18 protein-coding genes, 1 tRNA gene and 1 pseudogene are annotated in these 22,259 nt (G+C 64.9%); 8 read left to right on the top strand and 12 right to left on the bottom strand.

Features of this window, described 5'->3' with window-relative positions; genetic code table 11:
• Positions 1 to 81 precede the first annotated feature (81 nt).
• Positions 82 to 744: a 50S ribosomal protein L25/general stress protein Ctc gene (locus tag AB0O58_RS09460; RefSeq protein WP_027496086.1), complete on the bottom strand. Its 663-nt coding sequence runs from the start codon at positions 742 to 744 to the stop codon at positions 82 to 84.
• 185 nt (positions 745 to 929) lie between these two features.
• Positions 930 to 1,538: a TetR/AcrR family transcriptional regulator gene (locus tag AB0O58_RS09455; RefSeq protein ID WP_167325287.1), complete on the bottom strand. Its 609-nt coding sequence runs from the start codon at positions 1,536 to 1,538 to the stop codon at positions 930 to 932.
• A 74-nt stretch (positions 1,539 to 1,612) separates the two neighbouring features.
• On the opposite strand from AB0O58_RS09455, the pseudogene AB0O58_RS09450 reads away from it, so the two are divergent.
• Positions 1,613 to 2,443, top strand: a pseudogene (locus AB0O58_RS09450) (DMT family transporter); the annotation flags it as partial.
• Between the two features lie 45 nt (positions 2,444 to 2,488).
• On the opposite strand, the gene AB0O58_RS09445 reads toward AB0O58_RS09450, so the two are convergent.
• On the bottom strand, positions 2,489 to 3,658 hold the full coding sequence (locus AB0O58_RS09445; RefSeq protein WP_045842128.1) for an aminotransferase class V-fold PLP-dependent enzyme: 1,170 nt from the start codon (positions 3,656 to 3,658) through the stop codon (positions 2,489 to 2,491).
• A 143-nt stretch (positions 3,659 to 3,801) separates the two neighbouring features.
• Here AB0O58_RS09445 and egtA point away from each other — a divergent pair, with 143 nt between their 5' ends.
• From egtA to egtD, 4 genes are read left to right on the top strand one after another with little or no spacing between them, the layout of a single operon-like run.
• On the top strand, positions 3,802 to 5,043 hold the full coding sequence (egtA, locus tag AB0O58_RS09440) for an ergothioneine biosynthesis glutamate--cysteine ligase EgtA (RefSeq protein WP_032364114.1): 1,242 nt from the start codon (positions 3,802 to 3,804) through the stop codon (positions 5,041 to 5,043).
• Positions 5,040 to 6,344 carry an ergothioneine biosynthesis protein EgtB gene (egtB, locus tag AB0O58_RS09435; RefSeq protein ID WP_197077494.1) on the top strand — a complete coding sequence of 435 codons (1,305 nt, stop codon included), beginning with the start codon at positions 5,040 to 5,042 and terminating at the stop codon, positions 6,342 to 6,344. Before egtA ends, egtB begins: the two co-directional genes overlap by 4 nt.
• Positions 6,345 to 7,085, top strand: a complete 741-nt coding sequence (gene egtC, locus AB0O58_RS09430; RefSeq protein WP_032364113.1) for an ergothioneine biosynthesis protein EgtC — start codon at positions 6,345 to 6,347, stop codon at positions 7,083 to 7,085.
• Positions 7,086 to 7,094: 9 nt separating this feature from the next.
• Positions 7,095 to 8,060 carry an L-histidine N(alpha)-methyltransferase gene (gene egtD, locus AB0O58_RS09425; RefSeq protein ID WP_032371208.1) on the top strand — a complete coding sequence of 322 codons (966 nt, stop codon included), beginning with the start codon at positions 7,095 to 7,097 and terminating at the stop codon, positions 8,058 to 8,060.
• Positions 8,061 to 8,168: 108 nt separating this feature from the next.
• Here egtD and AB0O58_RS09420 read toward each other — a convergent pair whose 3' ends face one another.
• The 9 genes from AB0O58_RS09420 to AB0O58_RS09380 form a co-directional block, all read right to left on the bottom strand.
• Positions 8,169 to 9,026, bottom strand: coding sequence for a DUF559 domain-containing protein (locus tag AB0O58_RS09420; protein WP_057473764.1), 858 nt, complete (start codon positions 9,024 to 9,026; stop codon positions 8,169 to 8,171).
• A 197-nt stretch (positions 9,027 to 9,223) separates the two neighbouring features.
• Complete coding sequence (locus AB0O58_RS09415; protein WP_027496095.1) at positions 9,224 to 10,606, bottom strand: ABC transporter permease; 1,383 nt, start codon at positions 10,604 to 10,606, stop codon at positions 9,224 to 9,226.
• Complete coding sequence (locus tag AB0O58_RS09410) at positions 10,603 to 11,358, bottom strand: ABC transporter ATP-binding protein (RefSeq protein WP_032371206.1); 756 nt, start codon at positions 11,356 to 11,358, stop codon at positions 10,603 to 10,605. Before AB0O58_RS09410 ends, AB0O58_RS09415 begins: the two co-directional genes overlap by 4 nt.
• An 81-nt stretch (positions 11,359 to 11,439) precedes the next feature.
• Complete coding sequence (locus AB0O58_RS09405; protein WP_094714911.1) at positions 11,440 to 12,099, bottom strand: response regulator transcription factor; 660 nt, start codon at positions 12,097 to 12,099, stop codon at positions 11,440 to 11,442.
• On the bottom strand, positions 12,096 to 13,295 hold the full coding sequence (locus AB0O58_RS09400; RefSeq protein ID WP_032373017.1) for a histidine kinase: 1,200 nt from the start codon (positions 13,293 to 13,295) through the stop codon (positions 12,096 to 12,098). The genes AB0O58_RS09405 and AB0O58_RS09400 overlap by 4 nt, the downstream gene beginning before the upstream one ends.
• 18 nt (positions 13,296 to 13,313) lie before the next feature.
• Entirely contained in the window at positions 13,314 to 13,955 is a 642-nt protein-coding gene (locus AB0O58_RS09395; protein ID WP_027496099.1) for a hypothetical protein, read from the bottom strand.
• A gap of 148 nt (positions 13,956 to 14,103) precedes the next feature.
• Entirely contained in the window at positions 14,104 to 15,087 is a 984-nt protein-coding gene (locus AB0O58_RS09390; RefSeq protein ID WP_027496100.1) for a ribose-phosphate diphosphokinase, read from the bottom strand.
• Entirely contained in the window at positions 15,084 to 16,556 is a 1,473-nt protein-coding gene (gene glmU / locus AB0O58_RS09385) for a bifunctional UDP-N-acetylglucosamine diphosphorylase/glucosamine-1-phosphate N-acetyltransferase GlmU (protein WP_366238138.1), read from the bottom strand. The genes AB0O58_RS09390 and glmU overlap by 4 nt, the downstream gene beginning before the upstream one ends.
• A 53-nt stretch (positions 16,557 to 16,609) precedes the next feature.
• Positions 16,610 to 16,680: transfer RNA gene (locus AB0O58_RS09380), tRNA-Gln, on the bottom strand.
• Between the two features lie 253 nt (positions 16,681 to 16,933).
• On the opposite strand from AB0O58_RS09380, the gene AB0O58_RS09375 reads away from it, so the two are divergent.
• From AB0O58_RS09375 to mfd, 3 genes are all read left to right on the top strand, one after another.
• A complete protein-coding gene (locus AB0O58_RS09375) occupies positions 16,934 to 17,572 on the top strand; it encodes a TetR/AcrR family transcriptional regulator (protein WP_032364106.1) in 639 nt (212 codons plus the stop codon).
• A 188-nt stretch (positions 17,573 to 17,760) separates the two neighbouring features.
• Positions 17,761 to 18,405 carry a ScbR family autoregulator-binding transcription factor gene (locus AB0O58_RS09370; RefSeq protein ID WP_027496103.1) on the top strand — a complete coding sequence of 215 codons (645 nt, stop codon included), beginning with the start codon at positions 17,761 to 17,763 and terminating at the stop codon, positions 18,403 to 18,405.
• Positions 18,406 to 18,591: 186 nt separating this feature from the next.
• Complete coding sequence (mfd, locus tag AB0O58_RS09365; protein WP_366238164.1) at positions 18,592 to 22,257, top strand: transcription-repair coupling factor; 3,666 nt, start codon at positions 18,592 to 18,594, stop codon at positions 22,255 to 22,257.
• Positions 22,258 to 22,259 lie beyond the last annotated feature (2 nt).

The following is a 22,259-nucleotide window of genomic DNA, read 5'->3' as shown; positions in this document are numbered from 1 at the left end:
TCTTCCATCGATGGTTCGAAACGAACGGCGCGCCGTCTCCCGAAGGAGAACAGCGCGCCGCTCGAGATGCAGGGGAGAGAATCAGCTCTCGTCGGAGCTGTCTTCGTCCTCGGAAGCTGCTTCTTCCTGAGTCTCGGCCTCGCCGGTCTCGGAGATCGGCTCGGTGCCTTCGCCGTCGGCCTCGAGGTCTTCCTCGGACGGTGCCTCGACGACGTTGACCAGGAGGGTCTCGCCGTCGGAGATGAGGGTGACATCGGACGGCAGATCCAGGTCCGCCGCGGTGATCTGCGTGCCGATCTCGGCACCCTCGACGGAGACGACGAAGTTCTCCGGGATCTCGAGCGCGTCGGCTTCGATCTCGACGGCGGTCGAGTCGGTGGTGACGAGGGTGCCCGGTGCGGCGTCGCCCTCGACGATGATGTTGACCTCGACGGTGACGCGCTCGCCCTTGTTCAGGACGAGGAGGTCGGCGTGCTCGATGCTGCGACGGATCGGGTGCACGACGATCGACTTGGTCAGTGCCAGCTGCGACTTGCCGGCGATGTCGAGGGTGAGCACAGCGTTGGTGCCGTCGTTACGCAGCACGGCAGCGAATGCGCGGGCGTCGAGTGCCAGGTGCTGGGGGTCGGTTGCGTGTCCGTACAGAACGGCGGGAACGAGGCCGTCGCGACGAGCGCGGCGTGCGGCACCCTTGCCGAATTCGGTGCGGACCTGTGCGGTGAGGTTGTTTACCTTCGATGCCATGGTGCTACATGCTCCTGATAACTGTGATCTGTGGTTCGTGCGGCGTACTTCGTCGGACTGTCAAACTCGTCGGGGCGGACACGAACGAGCGCGGCCAACGGGGCCGAGCCGCGTCGATAACGGTGGATCCTGATGAGCCGGATCTACCCTCGCCGAGACAACCTGGAAGACAATACACGACCAGGTCACGTGCGCGGAAGTTCGACCCCTGCTACGAACTTCCGCTCACGTGCGAGCGCAGCGAGCAACTCGGCGGCCACCGACCGGGCGACGGCGATGGCGTCGTCCCGACCGCCTGCGGTTCCCATGACCACCGCACCTTCGTGCAACAGTGACAATCGAGTCCCGAGTTCTTCTGAATCGGGGTATCCGGCATCGGCGGCCAGGCGTGCGAACAGCGATCGCGTCCACGCCTTCTCCGACTCGATGATGGCCAACACCGGGCTGTCGGTGCCGCCGAACTCGGCGAATGCGTTGACGAATCCGCAGCCGCGATGGTTGTCGCGCATCCACAGGTCGAGTGCGTCGTAGACCCCGAGTACACGCTGCTCACCCTGGTCGAGGGAGTCGACGTACTGCGTCACGTGCGCACACCAGAGGTCGTATCGACGCTTCAGGTAGCGCTGCACCAGGCCGTCCTTGGAGCCGAAGCGGTCGTACAGGGTCTTCTTGGTCGTGCCGGCTTCCTCGGCGATCAGGTCGACGCCGACGGCGCGGATTCCGCGGTCGTAGAAGAGCTCGCTCGCAACGGTGAGAATTCGTTCCGCTGCGGGGGTCAGTGGCTTGTCGTGCATGGCGACCTTTCGAAAGCGCTGTTCGGAGTGGGGTGCACTGCGAGTATACAGACCTGTATGTTTACATCGCTCTCATGACCTCACGCATCGATGTTCTCGCCGGTACAGCTCTGGTGATTCTGTGGAGTTCGGGCTTCATCGGAGCAGAATTCGGCACCGCCGAAGCTCCGGCCCACACGCTGCTGGCCTGGAGGTACCTGGTGGCAGTCGTGCTCCTCGTCGCGTGGTGCCGATGGCGACGACTCACCCCGACGTGGCACGCGCTGCGTATCCACGCAGTCCTCGGCCTCTTCTGCCAGTTCCTCTACCTCGGTGCCACCATCACCGGCATCGGCATGGGCGTCCCTCCGGGCGTCGCCGCCCTGATCGCTGCTTTGCAGCCGTTGGTGGTCGCGCTGGCCTCGAGCAGGATCTTCGGCGAACGCGTCGGATCGAGAGGAATCCTCGGCCTCCTCGTCGGCATCGCCGGAGTGACGCTCGTCGTCATCGGTGACCTGTCCGGTGCCGATCTCGCGTGGCCCGTCTACCTGCTTCCTGCCGCGGGCATGCTGGCGCTGTCGGCCGGGACGATCGGGCAACGGCTACTGGATCCGAAAGAACCCATCGCGCTGGCCATGGCCATCCAATGTGGCATCAGCGCAGTCGGTTTCATGACGTGGAGTGCACTTGCCGGTGACGCGGTACCGCCGATGACGACGGGTTTCTGGGCTGCGGTGGCGTGGACGGTGGTGCTGTCGACCTTCGGCGCATACGGCGCGTACCTGTTCGTCGTACGCCGCAGTGGACCGACTCGTGCCAGCGTGCTGCTCTACCTGACACCGCCTACGACGATGCTCTGGGCTTTCGTGATGTTCGGCGACGCGGTCACGTGGTTCGGTATCGCGGGCCTCGCAGTCTCGGGGATCGGGGTCGCCGCCTACCTCAGCGCACATCCGGACCGTAGAGCCCGCTCACGCGCCGGCGAGCGCAGCGAGCATCGTGTCCAACTCGGTGAAGGTGACGAAGTAGTGCGGGGATGCACGGACAACGGCGTCGAGTCCCCGGCCTGTCATGTCCAGTCGAGTGGAACCGCGATGGCTCACCGTGACCGTCACGTTTCGGTCGGCAAGTCGGTCGCGGACGGCAACCGGCTCCTTACCGTCCACGGTGAACGAGACGATGCCGCTCTTGCGGTCACCGAGATCGTGGACGGTGACCCCGGGAATGCGTCGCATTCCGGCACGTAGGTACTCGGCGCGCTCGGAGATGGCGTCCGCGACGTCGTCGATGCCCAGTTCGAGTAGATAGTCGACGGCCGCGCCGAGGGCGAGGCGGGCTGCGACGTCGCATTCCCAGAACTCGAAACGTGTTGCGTCGTCGGCCATTCGGTAGGTCGAAGAGTCTTCCCACTGTGCGCTGTGCAGATCGAGAGCCGGTGGATGCAAGCTCGCGGCCAATTCCGGACGCAGGTACAGGAACCCGGTACCTCGGGGCCCGCGTAGCCACTTGCGACCGGTGGCCGACAGCGCATCGACGCCGAGTTCGTCGACGTCCACCCGCAGCTGGCCGATGGACTGACACGCGTCGAGCAGAACGAGGGCACCGTGTCGATGGGCGAGATCGGCCACTGCGCGGGCCGGGTTGATCAAGCCTCCGTTGGTGGGCGCATGCACGACCGACACCACCTTGACCCGGTCGTCGAGCATCTGTTCGAGTGCGTCGATGTCGATGCACCCCGACGCGTCGCTCGGAATCACCTCGACCGTGGCCCCGGAGACCTCGGCGCGGTGCAGCGCGGAAATGGCGTTGCTGGCGTATTCGGCCTCGCACAGCAGGATTCGATCCCCGGCCGACAACGGCACCGAGTAGAAGAAGTCGGTCCACGCGCGAGTGGCGGAATCGCTCAGAGCGATGGTCGACGCCGGTGCCCCGATCAGGGTTCCGATCGATGCCTTGACGGCCGCGAGATCGTCGAGGCGTTCGCTCGCGGCCCGGTACCCGCCGATCTCCGCCTCGCGGCGCAGATGGGCGATCGCGGTGTCGACGACGACGGTGGGCGGCAGCGAGGAGCCGGCGCTGTCGAGAAATACCCGGCCCGACGCACCAGGGGTGTCGCGGCGAATGCGGTCGTGATCGAGCATCGATAGTCCTTCCGGTAGCGAACTCTCGGGCATCAGGGTTCCACAATCGGTAGCCTCGATACGACGCGGGATCTCGGCGTTTTCGATCCTGGCAGCTGGGTACATTGCGTAGTCGGATCGCGGTGAGTGGGAAAGAAGGAAATGTGTCCTCCAACGAGAAGTCCCTCGAGCTGAGCACGCGCCCAGCCATCGAGGCATATGTGTCGAAGGTGTGTTTCAAGCTTGGGCCACCGTCGCTCATCGGTGCCGAACTCGAATGGCTCACGGCCCTCGACGACGGTTCGCGGCCCTCCCTGTCAGCTCTGGCCGCTGCGCTCGGTGATCACTCCCCGCGCAGTATCGCTCCCGAGTCACCCGCCCTGACGTTGCCGGGCGGAAGTATCGTCACCGTCGAACCGGGCGGCCAAGTCGAATTGTCCAGTTCGCCTTCTATTTCCGTTTCCCAGCTCGAACCGCTGCTCGACGCCGATGCCCGACTGTTGCACGACATGCTCGGTCGCGACGGCATCTCCATCAGCGCAGTTCCCGCCGACGCCGTGCGAGATCCCGAACGACTACTGGTCTTACCGCGCTACTGCGCGATGGAAAACCGTTTCACCACCATCGGGCCTTTCGGCAAGCTGATGATGTGCAACACCGCCGCCACCCAGGTCAGTGTCGACGCCGGACGTGATCGGGCGGAGGTCACTTCGCGATGGCAGATGCTGCACGCCATCGGCCCGGCCTTCGTCGCCGCGTTCGCGCGCTCTCCCGAACTCGCCGGGGCACCGACGGGTGCGTGGGCATCGCAGCGAATGCGGACCTGGCTCGAACTCGATTCCAGCCGGACCACAGTACCGAACACGGGCGATCCGATCGCCGATTACGCGCGGTGGGCACTCGACGTTCCGCTCCTCTGTATTCGGGGAACCACCCAGAACTGGGAAGCGCCGTCCGGCATCACTTTTGCGCAGTGGCTCGACGATCCGAGCGTTGTCGGTCGCCCCGCAACCTACGCCGATCTCGATTACCACCTGACGACACTGTTCCCGCATGTCCGAGCCTGCGGGCACCTCGAAATCCGTTACCTCGACGCGCAACCCGACGGGCAGTGGGTGATACCGGCCGCCGCGTTCGAGGCGCTGTTGTCCACTCCCGGTCTGGTTTCCCAGGCCACCGAACTCGGCGCAGGCACAGCTGGTCGGTGGCTCGATGCGGCCCGGGCAGGTCTGGCCGATGGCGAGCTGCGCAGGGCCGCAAGCGAACTGCTCGATCTCGCATCATCCGCGGGAGGAGAGTTCTCCCAGCAGTTGCGTGCGGCATCTCGGAGATGTCGCGCCGGTATTTCGCCCCACGAATTCGATGCGGTGTCGCCGACATCGCAGAGCCGAAAGGAATCGGTGTGAGCGCCGAAGAACTCAGGACCAGGATCGAGACCGTGCTGACTCGGAGCCGGTCCCGCAGTGCCGCGCTCACCGAGTGCGTGGACGAAACCGAACTGATGGCTCAGCATTCGCCGTTGATGAGCCCGCTGATCTGGGACCTGGCACACATCGGCAGTCAGGAAGAACTCTGGCTCGTGCGCGACGTCGGTGGCCGCGATCCTGTGCGGCCGGACATCGACGAGTTGTACGACGCGTTCAAGCACTCGCGTTCGTCGCGAACGTCCTTGCCGCTCCTGACGCCCGAGGAAGCGCGCGCCTACGTGCATACCGTGCGGGACAAGGCCTGGGACGTGTTGCAGCACAGCACGTTCGAGGGCCGACCGGTCGAGAAGCACGGGTTTGCGTTCGGAATGATCGCCCAGCACGAGCAGCAGCACGACGAAACCATGCTCGCAACGCACCAGTTGCGTTCCGGTCCTGCTGTTCTCACCGCTCCTGCACCGCCGACGTCCACGATGCCGGTCGCGGGTGAAGCCATCATCGCCGGTGGGCCGTTCACGATGGGAACTTCCCTGGACCCGTGGGCGCTGGACAACGAGCGGCCTGCACACGCCGTGCACGTGCCGACCTTCGCCATCGACCGGGCCCCGATCACCAACGCGCAGTACATGAACTTCATCGCCGACGGCGGCTACGAGCGTCCCGAGTTGTGGACGGAGAAGGGGTGGGCGCACCGCGTCGATGCGCAGCTCACCGCCCCGCAGTTCTGGGAGTCCGATTCCGACGGCACCTGGTGGCGTCGGAGCTTCGGGGTGCGCAGGCCGGTGCGTCCGCAGCAGCCCGTCGTGCACGTGTGCTGGTTCGAGGCCGACGCCTATGCGCGCTGGGCAGGCAAGCGGCTACCGACGGAAGCGGAATGGGAGAAGGCCGCGCGGTACGACGCGGCGTCGAACACCTCCCGCGCCTATCCCTGGGGCGACGCCGAACCCACTGCAGCACATGCCAATCTGAATCAGCGACATCTCGAACCGGCCGATGTGGGGGCGTATCCGCAGGGTGTGTCCTCGGCCGGGGTCCATCAGCTCATCGGTGACGTGTGGGAGTGGACGTCCTCGGGTTTCGAGGCGTACCCGGGATTCGAGGCATTCCCGTATGCCGAGTACTCGGAGGTGTTTCTGCGCGGCGATTACAAGGTGTTGCGTGGCGGCTCTTTCGGCACCGACGAGGTGGCCTGCCGCGGGACGTTCCGAAATTGGGATCACCCGATTCGTCGGCAGATCTTCAGTGGGTTCCGGTTGGCCCGCGACGTCGAGTCGCACTGAATGTGCCGTCATCTCGGGTACCTCGGAGCAACTACCTCGGTCGGGTCACTGCTGACCCGGGGCGAGAACTCCCTGCGCACACAATCGTTCGCGCCCACCGACATGCGGGGCGGCGGCACCATCAACGCCGACGGGTTCGGCGTTGCCTGGTGGGACGGCGACGACACCGTACGCAGCTATCGCAATCCGATGCCCATCTGGACCGACCCTGCGATCGACGATGCTCTGCCGCAACTGCAGTCGACGTCGGTGATCGCGGCGGTCCGATCGGCCACCGTGGGAATGCCGGTCGAACGCAGTGCCTGTGCCCCGTTCACCGACGAGCGATGGGCATTCAGCCACAACGGCGTCGTGTTCGGTTGGCCGGAATCGTTGGCGGAGCTGTGGTCGGAGATTCCGCCGACCGATGCGTTGATGCTGCCGGCCCCTACCGACGCCGCCGGATTGTGGATCGTGCTGCGAAACCTGTTGCGCACACACGATCCCGAGTCGGCATTGCGCATGCTGGTTCGAGAGGTTCTGGCCAGGTCGCCCAAGGCGCGCCTGAATTTTCTGCTCTCGGACGGCACGTCCATGTATGCCACGGCGGTGCATCATTCGCTGTCGGTACTGCAGACCGAGGATTCGGTCACGATCGCCTCCGAACCCGTCGACGACGATCCCGAATGGATCTCTATCGACGACCGCAGCATCGTCGTCGCGACAGCGACCGGTGTCACCGTTTCGACCCTGGAAGAATGAAGGAGAGTCATGAGCACGGTGGACGTACATCTGACCGACACGACGCTGCTGGACGAATTGCGCAAGGACGTGCGGGAGGGCTTGACGGCCGACCCGAAGTGGCTCTCGCCCAAGTACTTCTACGATGCCGTCGGCAGTGAGCTGTTCGAGCAGATCACGGTGCTGCCGGAGTACTACCCGACCCGCACCGAGCGCGCGCTGATCGAGGAGCATGCACTCGACATCGCCCGGGCCACCGAATCGTCGATGTTGATCGAGCTGGGCTCGGGTTCGTCGGAGAAGACCAAGCTGCTGTTGTCTGCCGGAATCGAACACGGTTCGCTGACAACGTATGTGCCTCAGGATGTGTCCAGTACCGCCTTGGAGGGTGCTATCGAGCAGATCTCGAAGGAGTTCCCGACGCTGGAACTGCACGGCATCGTCAGCGATTTCACCGATACCCTGCACAATCTTCCCTCCGGAACCGGCCGCACCATCGCCTTCCTCGGCGGCACTCTGGGGAACCTCATCCCGCAGGAACGTGAGGAATTCCTGGCGGCCGTAGCGGACGCACTCGACCCCGGCGAGTTTCTGCTGCTCGGGGTGGGCTTGGTGATCGATCCGGACGTGCTCGTTCCCGCGTACGACGACGCAGCCGGTGTGACAGCCGAGTTCAATCGAAACGTGTTGTCGGTTCTCAACTCTCGACTCGGCGCGAATTTCGAACCCGAGGCCTTCGAGCACGTGGCACTGTGGAACGCCGAGGACGAGTGGATCGAGATGCGATTGCGGGCCACAGCCGCGCAAGAGGTGTATCTGAAGGATCTCGACCTGCACGTGCACTTCGAGTCCGGAGAAGATCTACGTACCGAGATCTCCGCGAAGTTCCGGCCGGACGGCATTGCCGGTGAATTGAAGATGGCGGGCTTCGACGTCCTCCATCTGTGGTCCGACGCAGATTCGCGCTTCGCTCTGATCCTGGCCGGAAGGGTCTGAACGACAGAGCCGGCATTGCGGGCACCACTGCACGCTACGACCGCCGATCGACGGAATTCCGTCGATCGGCGTCGGTAGTGGGCAACCCTGCCCGTCGATGCCGCGTATTCACGGGAGTCGACGTCCCGTTGCTGCAACCGACTTCCGGCGACGACGCACCACCGTGATGATTTCGTCCACGACGCGATCGAGTTCGGCAAGCGCTGTGGCCGCCGAGTATCGCAGCACCAACCATCCGTCGAGCACCAACTCGTTCTGGCGTCGACGATCGTTGTTGAACGTCGCGGGATCGGTGTGGAACTCTCGTCCGTCGATCTCGACGATGACTCGTGCGGAAAAGTCGACCAGGTCGCCGTAGAACCTACCTACGCGCGCATTGATCTCCATTGTGAAGTGGCGAGCTTTCAATGCCCGCGCCACCACCCGTTCCGGCTCCGACAGAGTTCTCGGGCAACAGGTTCGAAGCTGCTTGCGCACTGCAGCCATCCCGTCCATGCCTTTTGCCGTGTCACACAGTTCAGCGACCCGACGCCACGGCACGTGATTGTCTATGGCGTTGTCGAAGAACTTCTCGAGATCGGGCGTCGACAAGCAGGTCGCGACATCGACGAACGTTTGCTCCAGGGACACCACTCGCATGCCGCGTCGCGTGGTGGTGTCGCCGAGAACTCGGCGATGAACTCGGATCCAGGGCACCGACCTCGACTGGCCGGTCGGGCCGACAGTGACGTCGACCAGACGCGGTTCGTATTGGATCAGTCCCCATAACCATGCCGCACTTTCGTGACTCAGTGCGGCGTCCGGTCTCCACAGGGTGGCCCCGAGGCACAGTCCGAAATAGTCCGGCTTCTCCGTCGCGTAGACCTTCGGCAGCAGTCGCACCAGCTCACCCGACCGCGACCGCCTCGAAATCGTGCTCGTGCTGATTCCTTGTGCGAGCAATTGCTGCACTGTGTAAACCCCCATTGCTACACCGTTGCGGCTGACGGGCCCGCGCAACAGTGGCAATCTCGCAATTGTGGATAACTCGACGACGTTATCCACAGGACTGCCCGGCGGAGCGGGCACGGTTGCACGCTACGGTCGCCGATCGACGGATTTCCGTCGATCGGCGTCGGTAGTGCGCAACCATGCCCCTGGTAGCCAACCCGGAAGCCTCGAGGTCAGGTGTCCGCCAACGCGAGTACCGGCGAGATCTTGTTCGCCCGCCGCGCCGGTGCCAACGATGCTCCGAGCGCCAGAAGCCCGCCGCACAGTACCGTGCCTGCGATGACGGCCCAGGGGAGTGTCGGAGCAGACACGCCGCCGCCGCTCAGCGAACCCAGCAGCGATTGTGCTGCGGCCCAACCGTATCCGATTCCGAGGATCAGCCCGAAGCCCATCGACGCGACCACCATCTGGGTGCTCTCCGAGACGATCATGGAACGAATCTGCTTGCGGGTGAATCCGAGTGCGCGCAACAGACCGATTTCCCGGGTACGTTGCAGAATGCTCAGCAGCAGGTTGTTCACCATGCCGACCGCGGCGATGACGGCGGAGAAACCGATGAGGCCGGTCATGATTCCGACGGTTACCGTCAGCACTTGACCGATGGTCTCCTCGTCGTACTCGTCGACGAGCATCGATCGATAGCTGTACATCGCGACTGCGAAGGTGACCACCAAGGTCACCCCGATGAGCAGGCCCACTGCAGTGCGGGTGCTGCGATCCGGATAGCGAATTGCGTTGGCGGACGCCAATCGTGCGGCCGGCCCGCGGCCCGCCATCCTTCCGACGAGTCGGAGCACGCCGGGCAGAATGCGGTACGCACCCACCATGATGCCGGTGAACGATGCCACACCGCCGAAGAACGCGACCAGTACTCCGCCGGGGTTGACCATCCCGATCAGCACACCGAGGCCGAGCAGCACGACACCGCCCGCGATGAGCACGATCGACAACACCGTCCGTACCCGCCTCGACCGTGGGGTCTCGATTCCGGTGTCGACGGCACCGCCGGTCGCCTGAATCGGAGTGACGTCCAGAACTTTCCGTGATCCGACGTACGACGCCAGCGTCGTCGTCAGAACCACGGTGACGACGGGAAGGACCACGAGCGGTTGTACGGACGTGTACTGCACGTCCGGCAATTGGCGGGCCGATACCGCGACGGCGCGGGCCAGGTGACTGACACCGACACCGAGCACCAGACCGACTGCGCCACCGAACAACCCGACGAGGAAGCCTTCCCGGGCGACCGATCGACGCAGATCGCGAGCCCGGGCACCCAGTAGGCGGAGCAGCGCGATGGTGCGGGTGCGGCCGGCCACGATCGTCGCGAACGTGTTGGAGGTGACGACAGCCGCGACATACAGGGCAAGGCCGATGAACACCAGGGCTACGCAGTACAACGCCACGATTCCGGTGCTGTCGCTGCCGTCGTCGAAGATGTCGACCAGAAACGCAGTGGCCTGGATCAGCACGACGCCGAAGAACGACGCGAGCGCCGTCACCAGAATGCTCGCACCGTGTTCCCGAGACGCCCGAGCAGATGTGGACACGCTCATCGGAGAACACCTTCCATTCCCAGCATGTAGTTCGAGATCTGTTCCGGCGTCGAACGTCCCAGTTCGTCGACGATGCGGCCGTCGGCGAGGAAGACGATGCGATCGGCGTAACTGGCCGCGACTGGATCGTGGGTGACCATCACGATGGATTGACCGTACTGATGTACCGCCGCAGCGAGGAGGCCGAGAACCTCACGCCCGGTGCGGGAATCGAGGTTGCCGGTGGGCTCGTCGGCGAAGATCAGCTGCGGCCGAGTACCCAGAGCGCGAGCGATCGCGACGCGTTGCTGCTGCCCACCCGAGAGCTGATGGGGCCGGTGCCCGACGCGGCTCTGCAACCCCAGGGTGTCGATGAGTTGCTCGATCCAGGCCGACTCCTCAGCGGTGGGCGCGCGGCCGTCCAGCTCGAACGGCAGCAGAATGTTGCCCCTGACGTCGAGCGTCGGAACGAGATTGAACGACTGGAAGATGAAGCCGACCTGCTTGCGGCGCAACGTCGTCAGAGCGTCGTCGCCCGCCGACGTGATGTCGGCTCCGGCCAGCATGAGCTGCCCGGAACTGGGGGTGTCCAACCCTGCCATGACATGCATGAGGGTGGACTTGCCGGAACCCGATGGCCCCATGATGGCGGTGAACCGGCCGCCGTGAATGTCGAGAGAGACGTTGTCGAGCGCGCTCACCGGGTTGGACGAGTCGCCGAAATGCTTGCTGACTTGAAATGCCCGTGCAACAGGGCCTGCTGTGATGGTCATGGCAACAACGCTATGAATTCGCCGGACCGAAGTAATCAGGCGCGAGTCTTCGCGTCGTACATCTGCAGGATGACTTCGGTGTCAGTCTCCAGTCAGTCCGTGCTCGAAGGCGTAGACCACCAACTGCACCCGATCACGCAGGTGGAGTTTGGCGAAGATGCGGCTGATGTGTGTCTTCACGGTGGCTTCGCTGAGGTACTCCAGCTCGGCGATCTCGGAGTTGCTCAACCCGCGTGCGGTGAGCCTGAACAGCTCCTTCTCCCGCGCCGTGAGAGTGGCGAATTCGGCCGGTGCCTTCGGTACAGCGGGAGTCGGGGTGAAGTGCGCGAGCAGGCCGGTCGTCGCCGACGCGGCAATGACCGAGTTGCCCGCGTGCACCGTGCGGATCGCCGCGAGCAGGAACTCAGGGTCGGCGTCCTTGAGTACGAATCCGCTTGCACCGGAACGGATTGCACGTGCAGCGCTCTCGTCGAGGTCGAACGTCGTCAACACCAGGATCCGCGGCGGATTGTCGGATGCTGCCAGGATCTGCTCGGTGGCGGCGATACCGTCGAGCACCGGCATCCGTACGTCCATGAGCATCACGTCCGGCGTTGCGGACGCAGCGAGTGCAACGGCCTCGACGCCGTTCCCCGCTTCCCCGACGAACTCGAGGTCGGACTGGGAGGAGATGAGCATACGAATGCCCGCCCGGAACAGTTGCTGGTCGTCCACCAGGGCCACTCTGATGCGTTCGCTCATGACACTTTTCCCTTGCTGGCTTCGGACGCGGCAGGCAGCCACGCAGTGACGGTCCACGACGAGTCGTCACCGGACGCGATGCACGTACCGCCCGAGAGGCCGGCACGCTCCTTCATGCCGGCGACACCGTGGCCGGAGGATTCGGTGACCGAACGGCCGGGGCGGACACTGTTGCGGACCGTCAGTTCGACGCCGGCAGAATCGGATTCGATGGTGACGGACACCGGCTCGTCCGGGTCGCCGTGGCGCAGCGCATTGGTCAACGATTCCTGTGCGATGCGGTACAGCGCCAGGTGCGCTCCGGCCCCCAACGACGAGCCGGTGGTGTCGATGGTGGCGTCGATCTGCAGACCGGTGGCCCGCATCGAGGCGAGCAGTCGATCCAGATCCTCCGATGTCGGGTTCGGCAGGTCGCCTTGGCTGTGCCGCAGCTGGCCGAGTAGCACCCGTACATCGGACAGCGCGGCGCGGGCGGTATCGGAGATGGTGGTCAGTGCGGTGTCCACCGCGGCGGGATCGACAGCGCGTACGTACCGCGCGCCGTCGGCCTGTGCGATCACCACAGCCAGCGAATGCGCGACGATATCGTGCATGTCACGGGCAATTCGGTTGCGCTCCTGCTCGATTGCCACCTCGTGCTCGGCGCGGGCCTGATGAACCTCCGCGAGCTCGCGCGCGTGTGCCGATTCGATCGATGTGCGCCGCGCGTAGGCCAAGCGACCCAAGGCCCAGGACAACCCGAGTATCGCCCACAGGCCCGCGAGGAGGAAAGCGAACTGTAGGAGTCGGGGTTCCTGAAAGCCCTCTTCCGTGGGTGGGCCGAACGGATTGCCGTCCACGTAGGCCAGATACACCGCTGCGATCACTCCGCCGCCGACGGCGGACGCGAGCCCGAGGCGTCGAACCACGTTGTCGCCGTACGCGGCCGTGCAATACAGAATTGCGAAGATCGCAGTGTCGGCAGACAGCGGCAGCACTCCGGTGACCATCTGCACGACAGCCAGCACCCAGGCGAGCGCCAAGGACCATCGTGGAGATCGGCGTCGGATGGCCAGTGCAACGCCGAACCCGACCAGAACGCCCACACCTGCGGTACCGGCGACTCCGTTCACGGTGGACGCCAGCAGCAGCAGGACGAACACGACCGCGTACGCGGCGTCGAGTACCTGCCGTGAGATCGATAGCTTGCGCAGCACTCGATCAGACTACGTGCATCAGTTGGTGCGGCGACGCGCCTTCTCGAGGGCGGCCAGCGTCGTCAGAACGGTCGTCCGCTGCTTCTCGAGATCCTTCATACGTGCGCGTGCCGGTAGGCCCTGCGCGCCGTCCAGTGCGCTGATCTGTTCGTCCACCGAGGTGAGTTGAGTCAGCAACTTCTCCACCCGCGACTGCAGTTCGATCGCGTCGATGCCGGTGACACCGGCCTGCGACTTCTTGGTGGGTGCCTTCGCCGGAGCAGACCCCGACGTCGTCGCCGACGAAGACGCCGCTGCGTTCACTGCAGCAGCGGCTCTGGGCCGCAACGCTTTGCGGACCGCGGCCGGGTCGGGAAGCTTCTCGAGTCGAATGCGGTTGAGCACCTCACGCGCATCGCGGGCGGTGACGCGGTACTCGCGCTCCTCCTCGTCGTCGGACGCGAGCGTGCCACCGAGAGGCCGCAGGCCGTACATGCCGATGAAGTGCTTCGCCTCGTCGATGACGGCTTCCTTCTCTCGGCACAGGCCGCACCGCGGCTCGTTACGGAAGGTTTCGACGCTGTCGGTGCTGCCGCACCAGACGCACCCGCCCGGCGTCCATCGAGCGATTCTGACGGTAGTAGTTCCGGCCGGGGCGTTGAGAGAATGTGCGTCGATCACGACGAGTCATCTTAGGTGACAACAAAACCCGCCCCGCACGCCCCCGTCTCGCGAGCTGCATATTCCGGCCACGGGCGTGACGTAGTTCATGCAGTGCAGGTGGGGGGCGGGCGGAGCGGGTTTCGGATCGAGTGAAACAGACCTACTGTTACGCGCTGCCGTTGAAAAGGCTGGTGACGGAGCCGTTTTCGAAGACCTCGCGGATGGTGCGGGCGAGCAGCGGTGCGATCGAGAGTTCGGTCAGCGTGTCGAAGCGCTTCTCGTCGCTGATCGGCAGGGTGTTGGTGACGACGACTTCCTTGGCACCGCAGTTCGCGAGGCGCTCGGCGGCCGGGTTGGACAGCACGCCGTGGGTCGCGGCGATGACGACGTCACCCGCTCCGGCTTCTTTGAGTACCTTGACTGCGCCTGCGATGGTGCCGCCGGTGTCGATCATGTCGTCGATGAGGATGCAGGTGCGGCCTTCGACCTCGCCGACGACGCGGTTGGACTTGACCTGGTTGGGCACCAGGGGATCACGCGTCTTGTGGATGAAGGCGAGCGGTGCGCCGCCGAACGAGTCGGCCCACTTCTCGGCGACGCGCACGCGGCCGGAGTCGGGGGACACGACGGTGATGTGTTCGAGGCTGTACTTGCCGCGGATGTGATCGGCGAGCTGGCTGTGTGCATGCATGTGGTCGACGGGGCCGTCGAAGAAGCCCTGGATCTGGTCGGTGTGCAGATCGACGGTGATGATGCGGTCGGCACCGGCGGTCTTGAGCAGATCGGCGACGAGGCGAGCGGAGATCGGCTCGCGGCCGCGGTGCTTCTTGTCCTGGCGTGCGTACGGGTAGAACGGGAGGATCGCGGTGATGCGCTTGGCGGATCCACGCTTGAGTGCGTCGATCATGATGAGCTGTTCCATCAGCCAGGTGTTCAGCGGGAACGGGTGCGACTGCAGAACGAATGCGTCCGATCCGCGGACCGACTCCTCGAAGCGCACGAAGATCTCGCCGTTGGCGAAGTCACGTGCCGTCTGCGGGGTGACGTCGATTCCGAGTTCCTTGGCGACCTGCTCGGCCAACTCCGGATGTGCTCGGCCAGAGAACAACATGAGGTTCTTCTGGTTGTCGATCCAATTAGGGGTGGTCACTGCTTTTCGCCGTCCTTTAGTTCTTGCCGAGCACGATCTGCGCGCGCCGCTGCCTGTGCAGCTTCGGTTCCGGGCCTGTTGTGAACGACCCAGCCTTCGATATTGCGTTGCTTGCCACCGGACACGGCCAGTGCGCCGGGAGGAACATCGTCCCGAACCACTGTTCCTGCACCGGTGTAAGCGCCGTCGCCCACGTGCACAGGGGCGACGAACGTCGAGTCGGATCCTGTGCGTACGTGGGATCCGATTTCCGTGCGGCTCTTGTTGACGCCGTCGTAGTTGGCGAAGACGTTGGAGCAGCCGATGTTGCTGTGCTCCCCGATCGTGGCGTCGCCGACGTAGGTGAGGTGCGGGATCTTGGTGTGGTTGCCGATCGTCGCGTTCTTCGTCTCCACGTAGGCACCGAGCTTGCCGCCCGTGCCGAGGACGGTCCCGGGGCGCAGGTAGGTGAACGGCCCGACCGTCGCATCCGGTCCGATGACGGCCTGCTCGGCGTGGGTGCGGACGACCGACGCGCGCTCGCCGATCTCGACGTCCCGCAGTGTCGAGTCGGGACCGACGACCGCGTCGTCGGCGATGTGCGTCTTGCCGTGTAGTTGGACGCCGGGTTCGATGCGTACGTCCGCGCCGAGGGTGACGTCGATGTCGATCCAGGTGGTCGCGGGATCGACGACGGTCACGCCTGCGCGCATGTGCCGTTCGATGATGTGGCGGTTGAGCACGGACGTGACGTGCGCCAGCTGAACGCGATCGTTGACGCCCACCACCAGGTCCGGATCGGCGAGCTGGGTGCCGTAGACGGCCTTGCCGTCGGCCTTGCTGATCTTGACGACGTCGGTCAGGTACAGCTCGTGCTGCGCATTGGCGGTGCTGAGCTTGCCCAATGCCGTGCGCAGAGCGACCGCGTCGAATGCGTAGACGCCGGAGTTGACCTCACCGATGAGGACCTGAGCGGGGGTGGCGTCGGCATGTTCGACGATCTCGGCCACCTCGCCGTCGTTCGTACGCACGATGCGGCCGTAGCCGTTGGCGTCCTCGGGGAGGAAGGTCAGTACCGTCGCCGCCGCCGGGCGGGGAGCGCTCAGGTGCTCGTCGAGCAGAGCTTTGAGGGTATGGCCGTCGAGCAGCGGGACGTCGGCGGCAGTGACGAGGACGGTGCCCTCGAAGTCGTCCGGTAGCGCCGCAAGGCCGCACTGGACGGCGTGCCCGGTACCGAGCTGTCGGTCCTGCACTGCGGTGTGGATGGTGCGGCCGAACGTGGCGGCCAAATCGTGAACTGCGGCGCTCACCCGTTCGCGATCGTGGCCGACGACGGTGACCAGGTGGTCCGGGCCAAGATCGGCGGCGGCGTGCAGCGCATGGGCGAGCATGGTGCGGCCGGCCAGGGGATGCAGAACTTTCGGAGTCTTGGACCGCATTCGGGTACCTGCACCCGCAGCGAGAACGACCACGGCGGTCTGCACAGGCATTGAGCTCCTCGGGGCGATGACGCGAAACGGGCATGCACGAATGGTCTTGCTCGCTCCGCCGCCAGGACTCGAACCTGAACTATCTGAACCAAAATCAGAGGTGCTGCCATTACACCACGGCGGATAATCGACCAGCGGTGGCAGCAGTGGCCGACGAATCGAACGACGCCTTCGTTAGCCGCTGCGCTCCCACTGAGCGCACCGATCCTCGCATGAGAGGTGGCGGTGAGTCGAACCGCGACGCATAACAGACCACTTGCGTCGTTCCGGCGCGGCCCCTGCGACGGATAAATCGGATGGATCGGGCATCGTTAGTCTGTAGTAGGCGTCGATTCGACGTCCAGATTGCCCACGGTCGGTGACGGAAGCGGTTTTCGATGACAGGCGCAGCCTCCGAGCAGGAACGCACACCTCGTGTCCGCATGACGGGGACACAGAGACGCGAGCAGTTGATCGAGGTGGGGCGCACGCTGTTCGCCGAGCGTGGGTACGAGGCGGCGTCGGTGGAGGAGATCGCCGGACGCGCGAACGTGTCCAAACCGGTGGTCTACGAACACTTCGGGGGCAAGGAAGGCCTCTATGCCGTCATCGTGGATCGCGAGATGTCGACGCTGCTGGGCATGATCACCAGTTCACTCGAACTCAACCGGTCGCGTATTCGGGTCGAACGAGTCGCGCTCGCCCTGCTGACGTACATCGAGGAGCGCACCGACGGATTCCGCATTCTGGTCCGTGATTCGCCGGCATCGGCCGAGGACGGCAAGTACTCGTCTCTCCTCAACGAGGCTGTGGGACGCGTCGGGCACATGCTCGCGGGGGATTTCTCGCGACGCGGTCTGGATCCGGAATTCGCGCCGATGTATGCGCAGGCGTTGGTCGGCATGGTGTCGATGACGGCCCAGTGGTGGCTCGACGTGCGAACGCCGCCCAAGGAAGTGGTTGCGGCCCACGTGGTGAACCTGTGCTGGAACGGGCTGACGAATCTGGAGGCGGACCCTCGACTGACCGAGGAATGACAACTCTGTTTCGGCTCTCACCGAGGAAAAAAGGGGGTATCGTCCCCTTTGTCGGGCGGGAGGGCCGCAACACATCAGGGGCGATTGTCATCCAAACCGATGCATGTTGGCGTCAAACGTAAAGCTGCTCAGTGGTACCGTTCGGGCGTAATTTGCGCAGTGGAAGTTCAATCGCAGAGGCGGATCCTATGGTCAGGCAGGCTCGCGCTGAGATCACTCGCGACACCGTGCTTGCAGGCGCAGCGAATGTCTTCCTGCGCCTCGGGTACGCGAACGCAAGCCTCAGTGAAATCATCTCTCAGTCCCAGGTCACCAAGGGCGCGTTGTACTTCCATTTCGGCTCGAAGGAAGAACTCGCACGTGCCGTCATCGACGAGGGCAATGCGCGTCTGAGCACGGCTTGCATGCAGTTCAACGACGGGCGCATCCCGGCTCTGGAAGCTGCGATCGGGATCTCCTACATCGTCGTCGACCTCTCCGTCACCGACCCGATGGTGTCGGCGATGCTGCGTCTGAGCCATCAGATCGGTGATTACCGCGGCACCGAGGGCAACGTCATGGCCGGCTGGAGCGTCGCGTTCGACAAGCTCGCCGCCAAGGCCATCGCACAGGGTGACATCGACCCCAGTTCGGATCCGAGCACCATCGGTTCGCTCGTGCTCGAAATCCTCACCGGCGTTCACATGGTCGCCGTCGCCACCTCCACCACCGAGGAACTGCCCTCGCGCATGGAGCGACTCTGGTACTACCTGCTCCCCGCGCTGGTGCCGACCAACAAGTTGGACTACTTCCGCGAATTCGCGGCCCGTCGCGTCATTCGCTTCGGTCCGTAGTTCGGGCCCCCAGTTCCAGGCTCCGATTTCGAGGCTCTGATTCTCGGGCTCGGTCCTGGTTCGACGGCATCTCCCGCGTGTCACGGTGTCGGTGCGCTCCCATAGACTCGACGGGACTGTGCGTGCGCAGCCATCGCCTCGACTCGTTCAGGAGCATTGCTGTTGTCTTCCGATTCCCTGCCTGCCATGACCACGTCCGGGCCGGCCCCGATCGTTCCCGACGCGGCGCTTCACCTTTCGGGGCTCGCCAGTGTCGCGTTGACGGATGCGTCGATGGTCGCGGTCGCCGACGCGATCGGAACGGCCGAGCACACGTTGATCGGGCCGCACTCGGTGCGCCCGTTCGTGGCCGCCGCAATCGCACAGCACACCCAACTTCTGATCGTCACGGCGACGGGACGCGAAGCCGACGACCTGACGAGTGAACTCACCCAGATTCTCGGTGACGGCGTCGCCATGTTCCCGTCGTGGGAGACGCTGCCGCACGAACGGCTCTCCCCGAGCGCCGATACCGTGGGCAAGCGGCTCGATGTGCTCCGTCGTCTCGCCCGCCCCGGCGACAGCGACTACGGCGATCCGCTGCGTGTCATCGTCACCACCGTCCGCTCGCTGGTGCAGCCGATGGCGCCGGGTCTCGGCGAGATCGAACCCGTCACGCTCAAAGTCGGTCTCGATCTGGACTTCGACAGCTTGATCCATCGACTCGTCGAGTTCGGCTACCTGCGCGTCGACATGGTGGGCAAGCGCGGCGAATTCGCCGTCCGCGGCGGCATTCTCGACCTGTTCTCGCCGACGGCCGATCATCCGGTCCGCGTCGAATTCTGGGGCGACGAGATCACCGAGCTCCGCGCATTCGCGGTCTCCGATCAGCGATCGCTCCCCGATCACGAGGTCGATCTCGTCATCGCGCCGCCGTGCCGAGAATTGCTTCTCACGCAGGAAGTTCGCGATCGCGCGGCCGTGCTCGCCGCCGACAATGCCGGTGACACCGCGTTGGTCGAGATGCTGGACAAGCTGTCGGCCGGAGTCCCGGTGGAGGGCATGGAGGCGCTGCTGCCGCTGCTGCAACCCGGCGAGTTGCAACTGCTCGCCGACACACTGCCCGCCGGAACCCACGTCCTGCTCTGCGATCCCGAGCGAATCCGAACTCGCGCAACCGATTTGGTCCGCACCGGACAGGAATTCCTAGAAGCGTCCTGGACTGCGGCATCCATCGGTGGAGCCGCGCCACTGGATACGTCCACCCTCGATACGTCCAGCCTCGAGGGGGCCTCGCTCGATCTCGGTGCCTCCGCGTACCGCTCGCTGCGGCAGGTACGCGAGTCGGCCCAGGTGCACGGCCGGCCGTGGTGGACCATCAGCCCCTTGGCGTCGGGCAACGGCGAAGAAGTGGAGCTCGCCGTCGATCCGGTGCCCGAGGTGCGAGGTTCCGAGGAAGCGTTGACGGCGCTGTACGCCACCCTGCGAGCTCACATCGCCACCGGGGGACGGGCCGTCATCTCCGTGGCCGGAGCCGGCACCGCCAAGCGAATCATTGAGCGCCTCGCCGAGGCCGAAGTGCCTGCCGCACATCTCGATTCCGGTGCCGTCCCGGTTCCGGACGTCGTCAACGTCCTGTGCGGATCGTTGCACGACGGTCTGGTGTTTCCCGACGCAAAGCTCGTGGTCGTCACCGAGAGCGATCTCACCGGTAACCGTGTCGCGGCGGCGGGGGAGGGGCGCAAGCTACCGGCGAAGCGTCGCAATCAGGTCGATCCGCTGGCTCTCGTCGCCGGCGACAGCGTCGTGCATGACCAGCACGGCATCGGCCGGTTCGTCGAGATGGTCGAGCGCACCATCGGCGGTGCCAGGCGCGAATACCTCGTCGTCGAATACGCGCCGAGCAAGCGCGGTCATCCCGGCGACCGCCTGTTCGTGCCGATGGATTCGCTCGATCAACTCTCGCGCTACGTCGGCGGCGAACTGCCGACACTGAGCAAGCTCGGCGGGTCCGACTGGGCGAACACCAAACGCAAGGCGCGCAAGGCGGTTCGCGAGATCGCCGGCGAACTCGTGCAGCTGTATGCCGCTCGTCAGGCGGCTCCGGGACACGCCTTCGGGGCCGACACTCCGTGGCAGCGCGAGATGGAAGATGCGTTCGGGTTCACCGAGACGGTCGATCAGATGACGGCCATCACCGAGGTCAAGGCCGACATGGAGAAGGCCGTCCCGATGGACCGCGTCATCCTCGGCGATGTGGGTTACGGCAAGACCGAGATCGCCGTGCGCGCCGCGTTCAAGGCAGTTCAGGACGGCAAGCAGGTGGCCGTCCTGGTCCCGACAACGCTTCTCGCGCAACAGCATCTGCAGACGTTCACTGCGCGAATGGCGTCGTTCCCGGTGACGGTCAAAGGGCTCTCGCGCTTCACCCACGGTGCGGACTCGAAGGAAGTGATGGCCGGATTGGCCGACGGCACCGTCGACATCGTCGTCGGCACGCACAGGTTGCTGCAGACCGGTGTCGCCTGGAAGGACCTCGGCCTGGTCATCGTCGACGAGGAGCAGCGTTTCGGCGTCGAGCACAAGGAGCACATCAAGTCGCTCCGTACTCACGTCGACGTGCTGACGATGTCGGCCACCCCGATTCCGCGAACGCTGGAGATGAGCCTGGCGGGCATTCGCGAGATGTCGACCATCCTCACCCCGCCCGAGGAGCGGCATCCGGTGCTGACCTACGTCGGTGCCTACAACGACAAGCAGGTTGCCGCCGCCATTCGGCGTGAATTGCTGCGCGACGGCCAGGTGTTCTTCGTGCACAACCGAGTGAGCTCGATCGACAAGGCCGCCAAGAAGATTCGGGATCTCGTGCCCGAGGCGCGAGTGGCGACCGCACACGGTCAGATGAACGAGGAAACTCTCGAACGCACCGTGCAGGGTTTCTGGCAACGCGAGACCGACGTGTTGGTGTGCACCACCATCATCGAGACCGGTCTCGACATCTCCAACGCCAACACGCTGATCGTCGAACGCTCCGATTCGCTCGGCCTGTCCCAGCTGCATCAGCTGCGCGGTCGAGTGGGTCGTAGCCGCGAACGCGGGTACGCGTACTTCCTGTACCCGCCGGAGAAGCCGCTCACCGAAACCGCCTACGACCGTTTGGCGACCATCTCGCAGAACTCCGACCTCGGAGCCGGTATGGCCGTGGCGATGAAGGACCTCGAAATTCGTGGTGCCGGAAACGTTCTGGGAGCCGAGCAGTCGGGCCACGTCGCCGGCGTCGGATTCGATCTGTACGTGCGGCTCGTCGGTGAAGCGGTCGAGGCCTACCGCGCTGCCGCCGACGGTAAGCCGATCACGACGGACGAGGCACCCAAGGAAGTGCGTATCGACCTCCCCGTCGATGCGAACATCCCGCCGGATTACGTCACCAGCGACCGGCTTCGGCTCGAGGGCTACCGGAAGCTCGCCGCCGCGGCCGACTCCGAGGGCATCGACGCCGTCATCGACGAACTCGTCGATCGCTACGGCCCGCTACCCGAGGAGGTCGGCCGCCTGGTCTCCATCGCGAAGCTGCGCTTGATCGCTAAGGAGTACGGCCTGACCGACGTCAATGTGGCCGGGACACAGGTGAAATTGGCTCCGATGGACCTGCCCGATTCCAAGCAGATCAGGCTCAAGCGCCTCTACCCGAGCGCGACGTATCGTGCGACCACCGGAGTGGTGCAGCTGCCGTTGCCCCGCGTCGAAGGCGGCGGTGTCGGAGCGGCGCGCGTCCGCGATGTCGAATTGGTGCAGTTCATCGCCGATCTCATCCTATCCTTGGACGGGAAGCCATCTCGGTCCGTCCTGTTGGAGCAAACTGTGGGGGTGTAGCG

It is taken from the genome of Rhodococcus sp. NPDC080181, assembly GCF_040702225.1.
In the GTDB taxonomy this organism is placed as follows: Bacteria; Actinomycetota; Actinomycetes; order Mycobacteriales; family Mycobacteriaceae; genus Rhodococcoides; species Rhodococcoides fascians.
This window is presented reverse-complemented; position numbering and strand designations above follow the sequence as displayed.